General features: G+C 68.5%; 14 protein-coding genes. 5 read left to right on the forward strand and 9 right to left on the reverse strand.

The genetic code is table 11. The features are described from left to right. The first annotated feature begins 48 nt into the window (after positions 1-48). Positions 49-918, forward strand: coding sequence for an ABC transporter permease (locus AAY78_RS17300; protein WP_046749527.1), 870 nt, complete (start codon positions 49-51; stop codon positions 916-918). Further along, on the forward strand, positions 911-1,651 hold the full coding sequence (locus AAY78_RS17305; protein WP_371861874.1) for an ABC transporter ATP-binding protein: 741 nt from the start codon (positions 911-913) through the stop codon (positions 1,649-1,651). The genes AAY78_RS17300 and AAY78_RS17305 overlap by 8 nt, the downstream gene beginning before the upstream one ends. 1 nt (position 1,652) lies before the next feature. Here the strand turns inward: AAY78_RS17305 and AAY78_RS17310 are convergent, their stop codons facing one another. Next, positions 1,653-2,726: a glycosyltransferase gene (locus AAY78_RS17310; protein WP_046749529.1), complete on the reverse strand. Its 1,074-nt coding sequence runs from the start codon at positions 2,724-2,726 to the stop codon at positions 1,653-1,655. A gap of 122 nt (positions 2,727-2,848) precedes the next feature. Here AAY78_RS17310 and AAY78_RS17315 point away from each other — a divergent pair, with 122 nt between their 5' ends. Together AAY78_RS17315 and AAY78_RS17320 are read left to right on the forward strand one after the other, a co-directional pair. After that, a complete protein-coding gene (locus AAY78_RS17315; RefSeq protein ID WP_046749530.1) occupies positions 2,849-4,612 on the forward strand; it encodes a DUF4012 domain-containing protein in 1,764 nt (587 codons plus the stop codon). Between the two features lie 143 nt (positions 4,613-4,755). After that, entirely contained in the window at positions 4,756-5,340 is a 585-nt protein-coding gene (locus AAY78_RS17320; RefSeq protein ID WP_046749531.1) for a hypothetical protein, read from the forward strand. A 239-nt stretch (positions 5,341-5,579) separates the two neighbouring features. On the opposite strand, the gene AAY78_RS17330 is transcribed toward AAY78_RS17320, so the two are convergent. The 6 genes from AAY78_RS17330 to AAY78_RS17355 all read right to left on the reverse strand — a co-directional run bounded on the left by AAY78_RS17330 (position 5,580) and on the right by AAY78_RS17355 (position 11,530). After that, positions 5,580-7,034: an LCP family protein gene (locus AAY78_RS17330; RefSeq protein WP_046749533.1), complete on the reverse strand. Its 1,455-nt coding sequence runs from the start codon at positions 7,032-7,034 to the stop codon at positions 5,580-5,582. Beyond that, positions 7,031-7,498, reverse strand: coding sequence for a 5-(carboxyamino)imidazole ribonucleotide mutase (purE, locus tag AAY78_RS17335; protein ID WP_046749831.1), 468 nt, complete (start codon positions 7,496-7,498; stop codon positions 7,031-7,033). The genes AAY78_RS17330 and purE overlap by 4 nt, the downstream gene beginning before the upstream one ends. Positions 7,499-7,638: 140 nt before the next feature. After that, the gene (locus tag AAY78_RS17340) at positions 7,639-8,763 is read right to left on the reverse strand and encodes a 5-(carboxyamino)imidazole ribonucleotide synthase (RefSeq protein WP_046749534.1); all 1,125 of its coding nucleotides are present in this window, start codon (positions 8,761-8,763) and stop codon (positions 7,639-7,641) included. Between the two features lie 120 nt (positions 8,764-8,883). Next, positions 8,884-9,387 carry a PH domain-containing protein gene (locus AAY78_RS17345; RefSeq protein WP_046749535.1) on the reverse strand — a complete coding sequence of 168 codons (504 nt, stop codon included), beginning with the start codon at positions 9,385-9,387 and terminating at the stop codon, positions 8,884-8,886. Positions 9,388-9,473: 86 nt separating this feature from the next. Then, positions 9,474-10,244: a biotin--[acetyl-CoA-carboxylase] ligase gene (locus tag AAY78_RS17350; RefSeq protein WP_046749536.1), complete on the reverse strand. Its 771-nt coding sequence runs from the start codon at positions 10,242-10,244 to the stop codon at positions 9,474-9,476. A gap of 2 nt (positions 10,245-10,246) precedes the next feature. After that, positions 10,247-11,530, reverse strand: a complete 1,284-nt coding sequence (locus tag AAY78_RS17355) for a CDP-glycerol glycerophosphotransferase family protein (RefSeq protein ID WP_046749537.1) — start codon at positions 11,528-11,530, stop codon at positions 10,247-10,249. 122 nt (positions 11,531-11,652) lie between these two features. Between AAY78_RS17355 and AAY78_RS17360 the strand changes: the two genes are divergently transcribed. Further along, positions 11,653-12,726, forward strand: a complete 1,074-nt coding sequence (locus tag AAY78_RS17360; RefSeq protein ID WP_267901489.1) for a glycosyltransferase family 2 protein — start codon at positions 11,653-11,655, stop codon at positions 12,724-12,726. A gap of 36 nt (positions 12,727-12,762) precedes the next feature. Here AAY78_RS17360 and AAY78_RS17365 read toward each other — a convergent pair whose 3' ends face one another. Continuing rightward, the gene (locus tag AAY78_RS17365; RefSeq protein ID WP_046749538.1) at positions 12,763-14,199 is read right to left on the reverse strand and encodes a CDP-glycerol glycerophosphotransferase family protein; all 1,437 of its coding nucleotides are present in this window, start codon (positions 14,197-14,199) and stop codon (positions 12,763-12,765) included. Beyond that, positions 14,196-15,449: a CDP-glycerol glycerophosphotransferase family protein gene (locus tag AAY78_RS17370; protein WP_046749539.1), complete on the reverse strand. Its 1,254-nt coding sequence runs from the start codon at positions 15,447-15,449 to the stop codon at positions 14,196-14,198. Before AAY78_RS17370 ends, AAY78_RS17365 begins: the two co-directional genes overlap by 4 nt. Positions 15,450-15,454: the final 5 nt, after the last annotated feature.

Raw genomic sequence — 15,454 nt, forward strand, 5'->3', positions numbered from 1 at the left:
TCTGCGGTGCGCGCGAGACGGTCGGCGCATACGGAAGGTGGATCCGCGGTGCAACAGGCTCGCACGCTCGAGGCGCAGAGGTTGACGACCCCCGGCGCGAATCGAGGACTTCTCGAAGTCTTCCGACAGCGCTATCTCCTCTCGCTCATCGTGCGGAAGGAAGTGCAGATCAGGTACCGGGGCTCGATCTTCGGCTGGCTCTGGTCGTACGTGAAGCCGCTCGTCCAGTTCGTCGTCTTCTTCGTCGCCATCGGCGTCTTCCTCGGTCTGAACGATCGAGTCGAGTTCTTCCCGATCTATCTGCTGTCGGGGATCACGGTCGTCACCTTCTTCAACGAGGCCTTCTCGAACGGCACCCGCTCCCTCGTCGACAATGCAGCACTCATCAAGAAGATCTATCTCCCCCGTGAGATGTTCCCCGTCGCGAGCATGATGATCGCCGCCGTCAACACGGTTCCGCAGATCATCGTCGTCGTGGGGATCTCCCTCTTCTTCGGGTGGGCGCCCTCCCTGGCGTCGGTGGCCGCGATCGTGCTCTCGCTGGTGATCATCGCCGTGCTGGCGAGTGGTCTCGGGCTGTTCTTCGGCGCGATCAACGTCACGTTCCGCGACGCGCAGAGCTTCGTCGAGATCATCGTCATGGTCGCGATCTGGGCGTCGCCCGTCATGTACGAGTGGACGCAGGTGGCCAGCGTCGCACCGGAGTGGCTCTTCGTGCTCTACCGACTGAACCCGATCACGGCGGCCGTCGAGCTGTTCCACTACGGCATCTGGTTCCCCCTCGGCCCCGACAACGCCTCCCCACTCCCCGACCTCTGGATGTACGGGCTGATCGCCCTCGTGACGTCTCTCGCCGCGCTGGTGATCGGCCAGCTCGTCTTCCGCCGACTGGAGGGCCGTTTTGCCCAAGATCTCTGAGCCTCTGACCCAGACGCTCCCCCGCGTCGTGATCGACGACGTGCACAAGACTTTCAAGCTTCGTCACACGCATTCGATCAAGGAGACAGCCCTCGCTGCCATCCGCCGCAAGCCGCTCACGACGAACTTCCACGCGCTCGACGGAGTGTCGTTCGAGATCGGCGAGGGCGAGTCGGTCGCACTCCTCGGCTTCAACGGCTCCGGCAAATCCACCATGCTCAAGCTGATCTCCGGAGTGCTCGAGCCCGACACCGGCACCGCCCTCACGCGTGGTCGAGTAGCCGGACTCATCGAGGTCGGCGCCGGGTTCCACCCCGATCTCTCCGGCAGGGAGAACATCTTCCTGAATGCCGCGATTCTCGGCATGAGCAAGAAGGAGACCGAGGCTCGCTACGACGAGATCGTCGCCTTCAGCGAGATCGAGAAGTTCATCGACACCGAGGTCAAGCACTACTCCTCCGGGATGTTCCTGCGCCTGGCCTTCTCCGTGGCGATCCACACCGAGATGGATGTGCTCCTCATCGACGAGATCCTCTCGGTGGGCGACGAGCCTTTCCAGAAGAAGTGCCTCGCCCGCGTCCGAGAGCTGCACGCGCAGGGGAAGACCCTCGTCGTGGTGAGCCACGACCTCAACATGGTGTCGAATCTCTGCGAGCGCGGCATCCTGCTCAAGGGCGGGAAGGTGCACTTCGACGGTCCGAGCAAAGACGCCGTCGAACTGATGCGAGCCTGATTCAGAGGTCCGCGTGCAGTCCCCAGAGGCGTTCGGCTGAACTCGCCCAGGAGAAGGCTCGCGACCGATCGGACGCGAGCACCTTGAGGCGTTCGGCGGATCCGCCTGCCGCATCCTCGACCGCCTCCGCGATCGCATCGACGGGGACGATCCGCCCGCCGTCGGCGATGACATCACGATGCGAACCGCTGTCGACGGCGACGACCGGCAGTCCCAGCGTCATCGCCTCCACGGCACGCCAGGGCCATCCTGCCGTGGCGTCGGCGGCCACATACACGGAGGCACCCTCGAGGACACCAGCACGGTCTTCGGCCGAGAGGGCGCCTCGCACATGCACACGGCGCTCCGGGAGTCCCGAGGCGGAGGCCGCCTCCACGTAGCGGGGCTCGGATCCCTCCGGTGCATCGATGACGAAGGCATCGAGACCGGCCGCCACCGCTCCGCGGAAGCCTTCCGCCGCTTCGGCGACAGACCCTGTGAGCACCAGGTACCCGCTGGTCGGCGACAGTGCACCGCGGGGAGCGGCACCCTCGGCGGCACCGCCGAAACCCTGCGGCGGGGCACCTGCGATCACGCGGATGCGGTCGCCGAGCTTCGCGATCTCGGTGAGTCTCTCGGCGACGGCATGAGAGGGCACCACCACGGCGTCGGCGTGTCTCACGGCACGTCTGAGCATGCCGCGCTGCCACGCAACGTTCCCCTTGGACAACTGCTCCGGAGCGTCCCAGGCACGCAGATCCCACACCGTGACGGTCGTCTGATCGTTGTCGTGCAGCCGGTCGTGTCTGACGAGCGGCGCCATCAGGGTCGGCGAGTGGATGAGCCCTCCGCCGACACCGGGGGCGATGCCGAGCTGCCAGGCCGCGGCGAGCTCACGCCGGCCCATGGCGAGCGTGCGCACGTCGGCGATCCCCGCCACCGGCACGGAAGCACCTGCGGGGACGATCGCATCGACCGCACATCCCGACGGCGCCGTGGCGACCAGACCGCCGACCAGCCCGACCGCTGCCTCGGCGTGGTCGGGATCGACGACGCTCGCGAGCTGATCCAGAACAACGCGTAGCCGAGCACCCATGGCCCCAGGCTATCCTCGCCATACCTCTCCCCCGCGGAGCACACAGCCGGAGACGCGCGAATGTCAGCGTTCGCACAGTTTCCGCCCACCACGGCAGCAGAGGTTCGTGCTTGAATGCTCGAGTGAGCGATGGTCGACTTCCCGTCCGACGCCGATGGATCGGGTGGACCGTCGGCGTTCTTCTGTCCCTTCTGGTCGTCGCGATCGGCTGGGTCGCCATCCGAGGGTTCGGCGCGGTGAGCGATCTTCAGCAGGTGGCCAAAGGCAGCGCGCAGCTGAAGGCGGCGATCGCGGCCGGTGACCTCGACGCAGCCAAGCCCCTCGCCAGGAGCATCGCGCACAATGCGGACTCCGCGCACGACCTCACCTCCGACCCGGTCTGGCACGCTTTCGGCGCACTGCCATGGGTCGGCCCCAACTTCAGTGCCGTCAGCGACATCGCCGAGATCGCCGACGACGTGTCATCCGACGCGCTGACGCCGCTCCTCGACGTGGCGGCGGACTTCGATCTGGCGAGCCTCGGCTTCACCGGCGGCTCCATCGACCTCGCACCGTTCGCAGAGATCGCGGGCCCACTGGGAACCGCCGAGACCGCGCTCACGGCCGCGCAGCAGCAGGCACGTCGCATCGACGCCGATGCGACGCTCCCCCCGCTGGCCGATGCCATCCGCACGATGCGTTCCTCCGCCACCGAAGCCGCGACGGTGGTCGGCTCACTGCACGGTGCTGCCGTGCTGCTGCCGACCATGCTCGGCGGCGAAGGCCCCCGTACCTACGTGCTCGCGATGCAGAACAATGCGGAACTGCGCTCCTCGGGCGGAATCATCGGGGCGATCGCGCTGCTGCACGCCGAGAACGGAAGGATCACCCTCCAGACTCAGGCATCGACTCGCGACTTCCCCCCGCTCGACACGGCCCTGCCGCTCAGCGACTCGACGACCGCCCTGTTCGAGGACCGTCCAGGTCGCTATCTGCAGAACATCACGAGCATCCCGGACTTCCGCGAAGCAGGTGCCGCGATCGCCACCCGGTGGCAGGGCCGATTCGGCGGAACCGTCGACGGTGTCGTCGCCGTCGACGCGGTCGTGGCGAAGCACCTGCTCGCTGCCACCGGCGACCTCACGTTCGGACCTTTCACGGCGAGCTCCGACAACGTCACCGACATCCTTCTCTCGCAGATCTACGCCGCGGTCCCCGACCCCGCGGTGCAGGATGAGATCTTCGCGCAGGCCGCAGGGGCGTTGTTCGGCGCTGCGCTCTCCGGCGCAGAGCCACGAGCTCTGCTGGGAGCACTCGCGGACTCCGCGGCAGAAGGACGCATCCGCATCTGGAGTGCTCACGAAGATGAGGAGGCCGTGCTCGCCGACTCCGACCTCGGCGGCACGATCCCCGCGGACACCGGCGATGCGACCTACGTCGGCGTGCTGATGAACGACACGACCGGCGGGAAGATGGACTACTACACCAGGGCGTCCCTCTCGACGTCGGTCGGCACCTGCCAGGGCCAGCCGACGACCCAGGTGCGCGTGACGTGGACCAACACCGCGCCCGCCGACGCCGCCACCTCGCTGCCCACCTACGTCACAGCCGACGGCTTCTACGGCGTGCCCGCCGGCACGGTGCGGACCCTGATCGCCGTGTACGGCCCGGAAGGAGCGACGCCTTCGCACATCGATCGTGACGGAGCGGAAGAGGGCGTTCAGACCGCGATGATCGGCGACCGCTCGGCGGTTCAGCACGAGGTGTCACTCGCGCCTGGCGAGTCGACGACGATCACCGTCGAGTTCCAGGGCACGGGTGCAGGGCAGAGACTCACCGAGGTGCTGCACACCCCCCTCATCGACACCCCCGAGACGACACGGGAACCGCTGCGATGCGCTTCGTGACTTTCGCCGCCCGATAGGGTATCGTCGACTCACTGGGGAATATCTGGCGTCTGTCATCCTGCCGTGGGGGCAGGAAGACGCCACGCAGTTGGATGCAGGGGTGTGTCCAAAGGCGATTCCGCGTGAAATTCTGGGGAGAAATCATGCTGAAGAAACTGGCTGCCATCAGCCTTGCCGCCGGCGCGCTCGTCTTCGTCGCGCCAACCGTGGCCACCGCTGCGCCGACTGCACCTGTCGCGTCGTCCGATTCCTATCCGACGCCTCCCGGCGCCAAGGTCGGCGACCCCATCATCGACATCTGCGAAGCGTCGACGATCGTGTTCGGCCCCGGCTACTTCGTTCCGTCCGAGAACGTCAACGTGGCGGTGTCCGGCTACAACGCCGCGAAGGCGGCGATCTCGGGCAACACCGCGGCCGCTGACGGGAGCATGACGCTCACGTTCCGCCCGCCGTCCGACGGCGAAGGCTCCTACGCGGTCGCCTTCAACGGCTCGCGCTCGTACACCGCGACCATCACCGTGTCGCACGGACACGATGCCGCGGCCAGCTGCGACCACGATCCCGGCGTCGCGGCTGCGGGCTCCGAGCTTCCCCTCACCGGGGGCGGCATCGAGCTGGCCCTGACCGGTGGAGACGTGTCGCCGTGGATCCTCGGCGGCGGAGCAGCAGCTCTGGTGGCCGGCGGAGCCCTCGTCGCAGTGGGAGCCTCGCGCCGCAAGCGCGCCTAGGTCCGGCTGCCGCCTCGTGCGGTGGTCGACTGGACGACGGTGATCCCTCCCCCTCCGATCACCGTCGTCTGGTGCATCCGGCGGAAAATCGCCGGAAGCCCACGGCTGTCCTCCTCCGGGAGGTGGCCGTGGGCTTTGTCGCGCGTGCGCTCAGGAGCGCCGGTGCCGACGGTGCCCGGGTACACGGCTTCGCCCTGGCCGTCGTGGGAAGTCCAGCACGCCTCGCCCGGGACTCTCGATCAGGGCTCGGGCGTCGGCGTCGCCGTCGGGGGGTGCAGCTTCTGCTGGATCATGTCGCGGATGAACGCGTAGTCCGGCTGGTGCTCGTCGACGCCCGAATCGGGCGTGAGCTCGATCGTGGTGACCGGCTGCTCCTTCGCCTTCAGCATCAGGTCGAAGAACTCGGGCAGCTTGTCGGAGGGAAGGTCGGTGCTGATCAACGCCGTACCCGCCGCCGCCACTTCGTTGAAACGTGTGAGCACCGTCTGCGGGGTGAACTGCGCGAGGATGGCCGCCTGCAGTTCCCGCTGACGCTTCATCCGATCCCAGTCGCTGGTGGTGTACCGCGAGCGGGCGTACCACTGCGCCGTGTCGCCGTCCATGCGCTGCTTGCCGGGCTCGATCCACCCGATGGCCCACTCGTTCACATCGCTGCCCGTCCACCCCTCGGGCGGACCGCCCTTGGGCAGGCGCTCCGTGACGTTGATCTCGACCCCACCCAGCGCGTCGACGAGCTCAGCGAACCCGTGCATGTCGACGAACACGTAGTACGGGATCTCGATCCCGAGGACTCCCTCTGCGGCGTCCTTCGTGGCCTCGATGCCCGGTTCCGAGCCTTTGGCGACGGCGTCGGGGTAGAGCCCCTTGCCGCCGTCCTCCCGGCAGACCTCTGCGGCGTTGCGTACGTGGTTCATCCACCCGTTCCAACCGCAGGTCGAGGAGCCGTGCCCCTCGAAACCGTCGGGATACAGCTCCTGCATCGGGCTGCCGTCGCTGAACGGTGCGTTCGGGAGTTCTCGCGGGATGCCGGTGATCGTCACGGCACCGGTGTCGGCATTCACCGAGACCACAGAGATGCTGTCGAAGCGCATCGAGTCACGACCGTCGCCGCTGTCCGCTCCGAGGAGGAGGATGTTGTAATAGCCGTCGCTGGGTGCGACGCTGGGACCGCTCTGACCGAAGATCGATCCGATGGTGTTGCGGACGGACCCCACGGCCGTGGCCGCATAAGCTGCCCCGCCGCCCACGAGTCCCAGGAGGACCAGCGCGACGACCGGGATTGCGAGCCGGGACGCGGTGGGCAGCTTGACGAGCCTCACCATGCGCAACGTGTCGAACGTCAGCACCACCCAGAGCACGACGTAGCCGACGAGCAGCGCCTGCACGAGTGTCAGGACCACGGTGGAGAAGAATCCCCCACCGATCGTGAGCCACAGCAGGACGGGACGGGCGAACAGGGCGAGCGCCATCGTGACGATCGCGAGGAACCAGGCGAGAAGGGTGGCGCCGAGCCCGAATCGACCGAGTCGCCGATTGCCCGCGACGACCTGCGCCGAGCCCGGCACCAGGAGGTTCATCACGAGCAGCCACCAGCCGCGCTTGGTCATCACGCCGGGGTCGGCGGAGTCCGGGTGCCGTAGCGGCCGGGTCTCGATGAGCGGGCGCTGTGATGCGCGCGGAGGCGCAAGGGTCACAGCGAGCCCTTCAACCGTTCGTTCTTCTCCTCGACCTGCGCCTCGAGGTCGCGGGCATACTGTTCGACGCGATCCGCGAGCGCGACATCCGAGGTCCCGAGGATGCGTGCGGCGAGCAGACCGGCGTTGCGGGCTCCGCCGATGGAGACCGTCGCCACCGGGATACCTGCGGGCATCTGCACGATGGACAGGAGCGAGTCCATGCCGTCGAGGAAGGCGAGCGGCACCGGCACTCCCACCACGGGTAGCGGCGTCATCGAAGCGAGCATCCCGGGAAGGTGAGCAGCTCCCCCGGCACCGGCGATGATGACGCGGATGCCGCGGGAGCGTGCGTCGCGCGCGTACGACATGAGCTTGTCGGGGGTCCGGTGCGCCGACACCACCTCGACCTCGTGCGGTACTCCGAAGTCCGTGAGGGCCTGAGATGCGTCGCTCATCACGCGCCAGTCGGAGTCGGATCCCATCACGACGCCGACGAGAGGTGCGGCGGAGGAGTGCAGTGGCTCAGTCACCAGATCAGGGTACGGTCTGGTGCTGTGAGATTCCCCGAACGGCACACCTCTGGTCCCGCATGTTTCCGGGATCAGGCCCTACCGTCCGCTGCTCAGTCGAAGTGGGCGGCGACGGCGCGCGCGACGTACACCGCATCGTCGAGGTCCGCATCAGCGACGTTCACGTGACCGACCTTGCGGCCGGGCCTCGGAGCCTTCCCGTACGTGTGGATCTTCGCCTGCGGGTGCTCAGCCATCGCCGCACCGAACCGCTCCTCGATGGTGCCCTCAGCCGGTCCCCCGAGGATGTTCACCATGACGGACCAGGGCGCCCGCGGTGCAGTGCTGCCGAGCGGAAGGTCGGCGACTGCGCGCAGGTGCTGTTCGAACTGGCCGGTGACGGCACCGTCCTGGCTCCAGTGCCCGCTGTTGTGCGGACGCATCGCGAGCTCGTTCACGAGGATTCGCTCGTCGTCGGTCTCGAACAGTTCGACCGCGAGCATCCCGGTCACCCCCAGCCCCTCGGCGATGGCGCGGCCGATCCCCTCGGCGACCTCCGCGAGTCGTTCCGTCGCAGCGGGAGCGGGAGCGATGACCTCGGCGCACACGCCGTCACGCTGCACCGTCTCGACCACCGGATACGCGACCATCTCGCCACCGGCGCGACGCGCGACCTGCTGCGCGAGCTCACGCACGAACGGGACGAGTTCCTCGACGAGGAGCGCGTCACCTTCGGCGAGCGCCACCAGCCAGTCCTGCGCCTCCGCGGCCGCACGCACGACGCGCACACCCTTGCCGTCGTACCCGCCGCGTGGCGTCTTCACCACACCGGCGCCTCCGTGCTCGTCCAGGAAGGCTTGGAGTTCGGGCTCCGTGCGCACCACAGCCCATTCGGGCTGAGGCACTCCGAGTTCCGCGAGGCGCCTGCGCATCACGATCTTGTCCTGGGCGTACTGCAGCGCGTCCGGTCCGGGGTGGACGACCACACCGCCGTCGACCAGCTGACGAAGGACATCCTGCGGAACGTGCTCGTGGTCGAAGGTGACGACGTCGACATCGGCCGCGAATGCGCGCACGGTCTCCAGATCGCGATAGTCGCCGACGGCCGTGGCCGCGAGCCCTGCGGACATCCCCTCATCCTCGGCGAGCACTCGCAGATCGAGTCCGAGCTCGACCGCCGGAGCGATCATCATCCGTGCCAGCTGTCCTCCGCCGATCACGCCCACACGCAGCGCCATGTGCCGCCTCCATTCGTCCTTCCCATTCTCGCTCACCGATCATGGCGCGCACGACAGGTTGCGGATATGGCGGCGCGATGGTGCAGCTCTACCGTGCACCCGCCGCCGTCGACGCGCGGTTCAGTCGCCGACGGCCTGTGCGTCGCGATGGGCGAGGATCTGCCCGACCTCGATCTGGTCTGCGAGCGTCTCGTGCACGAGGGTCACGTTGGGGACGTTGGGCAGTCGGAGGGGAGCATCGACACCGTTCGAGAGGATGATGGTTCCCGAGCCCCACAGGCGCTGCAGCGGACCGCGACGCACGGCGATGGTGTAGCCGCGCGCATGGGACATCTCATGACGACTCCGGGCTCCGAGCCCCTGACGAGCGATGACCCGTCTGGTGGTGACCGTGGTGGTCCGGGAGTACCAGATGATGAACGGCAGCACGACGGCGAAGAGCACCAACGCCCCGGCGGCGGCGAGGAGCATCCAGTCCTCGAACCCCTCCGGCAGGTTGCCGAAGAAGTAGCCGGTGGCCCCGAACGCCGCGATGAGCACGACGGCAGACCAGAACAGGCGCCGCGCGTGGCTCCGGAAGCGCGCGATCAGCAACTCCTCCGAAGGCGTGCCGGGCGGCGGCATCAGAGGCCGTCCACCGAGCGTCACAGGCTGGGTCACCCCACCATTGTGCCTGTGATCTGCGACAAAGCCGTCTGTGCGACGGCGTGTCAGCTTCCGGCAGGCCGCACGTGCACGACGTCACCGGCCGAGACAGCATGTTCCCGGCCGTCCGACACGACGAGAAGACGGCCTTCCGCGTCGATCGACGACGCCACGCCCTCCAGTACCGCTCCGGCAGGCATCGACACCCGCACCGCCTGTCCGATGGTCGCGCACAGCGCCGAGACGACACCGTGCAGACCGCTCGCGACCGCGTCCTCCGAAGCGGTGAGCGCGGCCAGATGGCGGTCGAGCGTCTCCAGGTACACCGACAGCAGTAGGTCCTCGTCCACGGCAGCGCCCAGCGCGGCGAACGACGTCGCGGTGGGCAGAGGAAGCTGCTCGCGTGTCATCTCCGTGTTGACCCCGGCACCCACCACCACCGCGTCCGCGGTCGCCTCCGCGAGGATGCCGCAGATCTTGTGCGCGTCGACGAGCACATCGTTCGGCCACTTCATGGAGACGTCGTGACCGGGAAGCTGCGCGCCGATCGCCTTCACCATCGCGGCGCCGGCGGCGAGTGGAATCCACCCGCGCGCCGTGGGCTCCGCCGGCAGTGTCCGCAACAGCACCGAGACGGCGAGCGCCGAGCCGGCTGGAGCGACCCAGGTGCGGTCGAGACGGCCACGTCCGGCACGCTGATCGCGGGTCACCAGAGTCGCCAGGTGCGGCCACCCCTCGACCTCAGCAACGTGCGCCCGCAGGTCGGCGTTGGTGGAACCGGTGTGATCCACCTGCACGAAGCGGGGCACGAACGCGCTCGACAGCGGGAACCGCATGCTCAGGCGTCCTCGTCATCGGCTTCTTCGTCGTCATCGTCCTCGTCGTCACGGACGCTCCCGACCTCGCGGGAATGCCAGTGCTCCCACTCCTGCATCAGCCGTTCGACAGCGGCATGGAACTTCGCCGTCGCCACCCCCTGCGTGGTGTCGCCGAAGTAGTGCTGCACCCACATCCGGAGTCGGGCGATCGCCGCCTCGTCGGCCCGGACCCTCTCGACCTCCGCCACGATATCGTCGGCACCCTCGACGGTGAGCCACTCGCAGTCCGACAGGTAGCCCTGCGTGTCGATCGACGCCTGCTCGTCGGCCGGCCGGGTGATCATGAGGGGCTTCCCCGCCGCGAGCCTGTCGTAGACCATGGCGGAGATGTCGACGATCGCGACATCGGCGGCCGTGAGCTGCCAGCCGAGTTCGGGGGCGGCGTCATAGACGTGATGAGCGGTAGCGTCGGCGGCGTTCGCAGCCTCGATGGCCGCCACGATGCGCCGATGCGCCGCACCGTACTCCTCGTCGACCACCCCGCTGCGCGGGTGGGGACGGTAGATCACGCGGTGCGCGCCGGTCGCCAACAGTCGGTTCACGAGGCTCTCGCCGTGCGAGGCGATGGAGCCGTAGTGGGCACTGGGACGATCGCCCTCCCACGTGGGGGCATACAGCACGACGGTGCGCTCGTCCGGCGTGTAGGGAAGGGTCCCGGAGTAGTGATCCGCCTGCGGACGGCCGATCTCGATCGTGCGGCGGTCGACGTCGTAATCCCAGAGCGTTCGTGAGAGCCGGTCCCGCGCGGCCTGCCCGGCGACGAAGGCGTAGTCGTACGCCTTGTACTGGTTCGTCGTCATGTACATCTTGTCGGACTCGCCGTGATTGATGAAGACGTGCCAGCGCCGTCCGTAGCGGAACATCTGGAAGTTGCGGGTGTTCTGGTTCACGTAGAGCACGACACGGATGTCCTGCGTCGCGATGAAGCGCTCCAGATCACGCACCGTCGGCACGAACGCCACCGGTGGCGAGTCCTCCTCGAGCAGCTTCTCGGCCCCGGTCGCCTGCCGGGAGAGCACCACGACGGGCCAGCGCTTCGAGAGCTCGATGAGCGGGCGGTACCACTGGCGCATCTGGTACATGTTCACGGCGCCGTCGGCGAAGTAGACAGCGACCTTGAAGTGACCGGCGGGAAGCGGTTGCTGCTCCGCGAGGTGCCGCCGCACGCGCTGCACCGCCGAGCGTGACGCGAGCGCCCGCTTCAGCAGACGGTATGCCTTCTTCGCGTCAGACAGTGCACCCATCCCTCCAGGATAGTTCGTCCTGATCGTGCCCACCGGCGTAGGTCGCCGCGTCCAGCTGACCGAGAAGCGCCGTTCCCGCGCCCCTCAGGGAACGTCCGTCGGCGCCGTGCCATGATCGTCATGTGTCCGCATCCGAATTCCCCGCTCCCCCTTCCGGGGTGTCGTTCGTGATGCCGGTGCTCAACGAGCGCGCCTACCTCGAGCATGCGATCGCCTCGGTGCTCGCGCAGGACGTCGATGCGCCGACGGAGCTGGTGCTCGCGCTGGGACCGTCGACGGACGGCACCACAGAGCTCGCACGCCGACTCGCCGAAGCAGATGACCGGATCCGGTTGGTCGAAAACCCCGCCGCGCACATCCCGGTGGGCCTGAACGCCGCCATCCGCGCGAGTCGCTATGACACGATCGTGCGCGTCGACGCGCACTCCGAGCTCTCCCCCGGCTACGCCGCCCGCGCGATGGAGACCCTGGAGCGGACCGGGTCGGCGAATGTCGGCGGGGTGATGCACGCCGAAGGGCGCACCCCGTTCCAGAAGGCGGTCGCGCGGCTCTACAACTCCCCGGTCGGACTCGGCGGCGGCGCCTACCACGGGAGCGCGCACGAAGGTGAGGCGCAGTCGGCCTACCTCGGTGTGATGCGACGCGAGGTGCTCGACGAGGTCGGCCTGTTCGACGAGTCGATCCGACGAGGCGAGGACTGGGAACTCAACCTGAGGATCCGTCAGGCCGGACACCGCGTGTGGTTCGACCCCGCCCTCTCTGTGACCTACTGGCCGCGGGAGAGCTGGCTGCGCCTGGCTCGACAGTTCCGGGCGACAGGCGCTTGGAGGGGTGAGCTCGTACGCCGATTCGGCAGGAGCAACGGAATCCGCTACTTCGCTCCCCCGGCGCTGGTCGTGGTCATCGCTCTCGCGGTCGTCCTCGCTGTGCTGCAGGTGACGGGGGTGCTCGCCGGAGCAGCCTCCCTCGTCGCGTCGATCCTCGTCTACGGACCGCTCGCGCTGTACCTTCTTCTCGTCCTCGGGGTCGCTCTCGCACCAGGCGGCGGCGGCTTCCGCCAACGACTCTGGACGATCCTGGTGCTCCCGACCATGCACGTCTCGTGGGGACTGGGCTTCCTCGGCGGGGTCCTGCGCGGCGCCCGCGACACCGTGGATGCCTCGCGTCTCGGCACCCGCAACACGCCTCTTCCCTGAGCCGGCGGCAGACACCAGCCCACACCACCGGCGCTATCAGCGCGTGACGAACCCCAGATCGAGGATCCGGTCGACCACGCGCTCGGCGGCGTGACCGTCGTCGCGTGAGTTGAACTGCCTCCGCCAGGCGGCGTACCGCGCCGCGTAGACGGCCTCGTGCCCTGAATCGGCGAGAGCGGCGGTGAGCTCCTCCTGCGTGCGCACGAGCGGCCCTGGTGCCCTCTCCGCGAGATCGAAGTAGAAGCCCCGCAGCTGTCCGCGGTAGTGATCGATATCGGGAACCAGGAAGTACATGGGCTTGCCGGTCACGCTGAAGTCGAACATGACAGAGGAGTAGTCGGTGATCAGTGCGTCGGCGGCGAGGAGCAGCCGCGCGGTCTCCGGGTACCCGGTCACGTCGATGACACGCGCACCTGCGCGGTCCCGCCCCTGCTCCAGGGTGCGCGAGTGCCCGCGGACGAGGACAACGGCGTCGGCCTCGCGTGCCAGCAGCTCAGCGTCGATGAAGTCCACCATCTCCGCGCGGTCGTCCCGCCACGTCGGCGCGTAGAGGAGCACGCGCTCATCCGCCCCGATACCCAACGATGCGCGGACCGCGACGGGATCCCCCGTGGTGAGCGCGTCGTTCCGCGGGTAGCCCTCCACCCAGATCGGGCGTCCGAAGAAGGCGTAGGCCTTGCGGAGGATGCGTTCGGAATAGGTGTTCTGCGCCAGCAGGACGTCCCAACGCCGTGACTCCTTCACGACGGCGGCCATGCGCCGCGGGTCGAAGCCGGGGCGGTGCAGGGCCAGTCGCTTGAGCGGCGTGCCGTGCCATGTCTGGAGCACTTTCTGTCCCGGCTTGCGTGCGAAACGTCGGCGCAGCCAGTCGTTCACCACGAGCAGCCGGGCCGCCCCGCGAGCGCGCCACCACTGCGGACTGCCCTCGACGACGGCGATCGCTCCTTCCGGGACCTCGACGGAGAGGTCGACGACGCTCCAGTACCGGCGCACCTCTGGAGCACGCTCCGCGAGTTCGCGATCGATGGCCCGCGGGTTGCACCCCACGCTGCGGCCGTAGAAGCTCTCGAAGAACACCGCGTTCTCGGTGCCGCCCGCCTGGGCGACGTAGCGCTCCTCCAGGGTCGAGCGGCCTTCCGCGGTCTCGTAGACCGGGTCGATCGGAGCGGCGATGCGGACGGTGCCCGCGTTGACGGCGACGCGGACCCCCGTGAGCACCGTGGACGGCAGCTGCAGCTCATCCAGATCGACGCCGGGGATGCGCAGCTCGTATGCTCCGGTCGGCAGCGGGAGGGAAGGGCCACCCCACCGCGACGCCTGCAGAGGGAAGGTCGCCTTCCAGGTCCTCCCTCCGCCGGTGAGGCGGGCATCGACCTGCGCTCGCGGACCCACGAGCTCTGCCACTTCCGGTCGCTGACCGGTCCCTTCGATGATCAGGGCCTCCGCCGCGTCATCGATGCGGGCCGTTGTCATACTGCTCCCTTCGGCGCGGGTATCCCCCGCGCGCGGATGACCTGGTACACACGCTCGGTGTTCCGTCCGTCCCGATATGCATGCATCTCCGCGCTGAGCGTAGCGGAACGCTCGGACGCCGCGTCACGCACGGCATCATCGCCGAGGAGCGCGTCGAGCTGCATCAGCAACTGCGTCCAGTCGGAGGCCGCATCGGGCCCCGCGACGTCCTCAAACCGGCCGTAGAACCCGCGGGTGCGGCCGTACTCCTCCGCATCAGGAGCCAGGAAGAGCACGGGCATCCGCAGCAGACCGACGTCGTACGCGAGCGAGGAGTAGTCGGTGATGAGCACGTCGACCGCGGGAAGCACGGGGGTCACGTCCGCCAGCAGAGAGGAGCCCAACGCGCGCACCCGCCTGCTCGGAAACGGCGGCGCATACCCGCCCTCGCCCAGCGGATGGGAGCGCACGAACAACACGGCGTCGTGTTGTTCGAGAACCCGCAGGATGCGGATCCACTCGTCGCCGGTGGGGACCGCGGGGTCGGCGGCACCGTCGCGCCAGGTCGGCGCGTACAGGATGATGCGCGAGGTCTCGGGGATATCACCCGCGACTCGACGGATCAGGGCGGACGCGTGCGACCGCACCTCATCGGCCGGTCCGGAAGAGAGCACGTCGACGCGAGGCTCCCCCGTGACGACGACGCGCTCGTCGCCGAGGCCGAACGCCGACTCCAGGCGCCCTCTCGCGCGATGCGAGGCCGCAGGGAGCACACGGATGCGCTGGGCGGCCGCACGGTACAGGACACCGACCGCGCGACTCAGCAGCGCCGCTCCGGGGACGGCGGGAACCTCCGTCGTCGCCCGGGAGTCCAGCCCGATCCGCTTCAACGGGATCCCGTGCCAGAGCTGGACGACGAACCCGCCCCCGTTCGCGTAGCGGTTCACGTCGCCCAGTCCGTGGGTCACGACGAGCACGCCCGCCCGCGCTGTCGCCCACCACCCTCGCAACCCGCTCTTGCGGACGAAGCGGATGCCGAGTGCGGCAGCGTCGTGGTCCTCGCGCTCCGACGACGTGAGCCATACCGTGTCGTGGCCGAGCCGCGCTGCGTGGCGCTGCAGCGCGAGAGCGCCGTCACCGACCCCGGCTCCACAGCCGAAGACCCAGCGCCGTCCACGCGGCAGCACGAGCGTGCCGATGCGTCCGACGGCATACAGCGGGATCCGGAGCAGCTTGGCCGCATTGCCGGTGCCGAAAGAGAAGGACGCCACTCCGC

The organism is Microbacterium sp. Ag1 (assembly GCF_001005635.1).
GTDB lineage: Bacteria > Actinomycetota > Actinomycetes > Actinomycetales > Microbacteriaceae > Microbacterium > Microbacterium oxydans.

What these genes read in the sequence shown, in the direction of transcription:
- AAY78_RS17350 (WP_046749536.1), bottom strand. Translation starts at nt 10,244, where the DNA reads ATGCGGTTCCCGCTGTCGAGCGCGTTCGTGCCCCGCTTCGTGCAGGTG.
- purE (WP_046749831.1), bottom strand. Translation starts at nt 7,498, where the DNA reads ATGGGATCCGACTCCGACTGGCGCGTGATGAGCGACGCATCTCAGGCC.
- AAY78_RS17355 (WP_046749537.1), bottom strand. Translation starts at nt 11,530, where the DNA reads ATGGGTGCACTGTCTGACGCGAAGAAGGCATACCGTCTGCTGAAGCGG.
- AAY78_RS17365 (WP_046749538.1), bottom strand. Translation starts at nt 14,199, where the DNA reads ATGACAACGGCCCGCATCGATGACGCGGCGGAGGCCCTGATCATCGAA.
- AAY78_RS17340 (WP_046749534.1), bottom strand. Translation starts at nt 8,763, where the DNA reads ATGGCGCTGCGTGTGGGCGTGATCGGCGGAGGACAGCTGGCACGGATG.
- AAY78_RS17345 (WP_046749535.1), bottom strand. Translation starts at nt 9,387, where the DNA reads ATGCCGCCGCCCGGCACGCCTTCGGAGGAGTTGCTGATCGCGCGCTTC.
- AAY78_RS17310 (WP_046749529.1), bottom strand. Translation starts at nt 2,726, where the DNA reads ATGGGTGCTCGGCTACGCGTTGTTCTGGATCAGCTCGCGAGCGTCGTC.
- AAY78_RS17320 (WP_046749531.1), top strand. Translation starts at nt 4,756, where the DNA reads ATGCTGAAGAAACTGGCTGCCATCAGCCTTGCCGCCGGCGCGCTCGTC.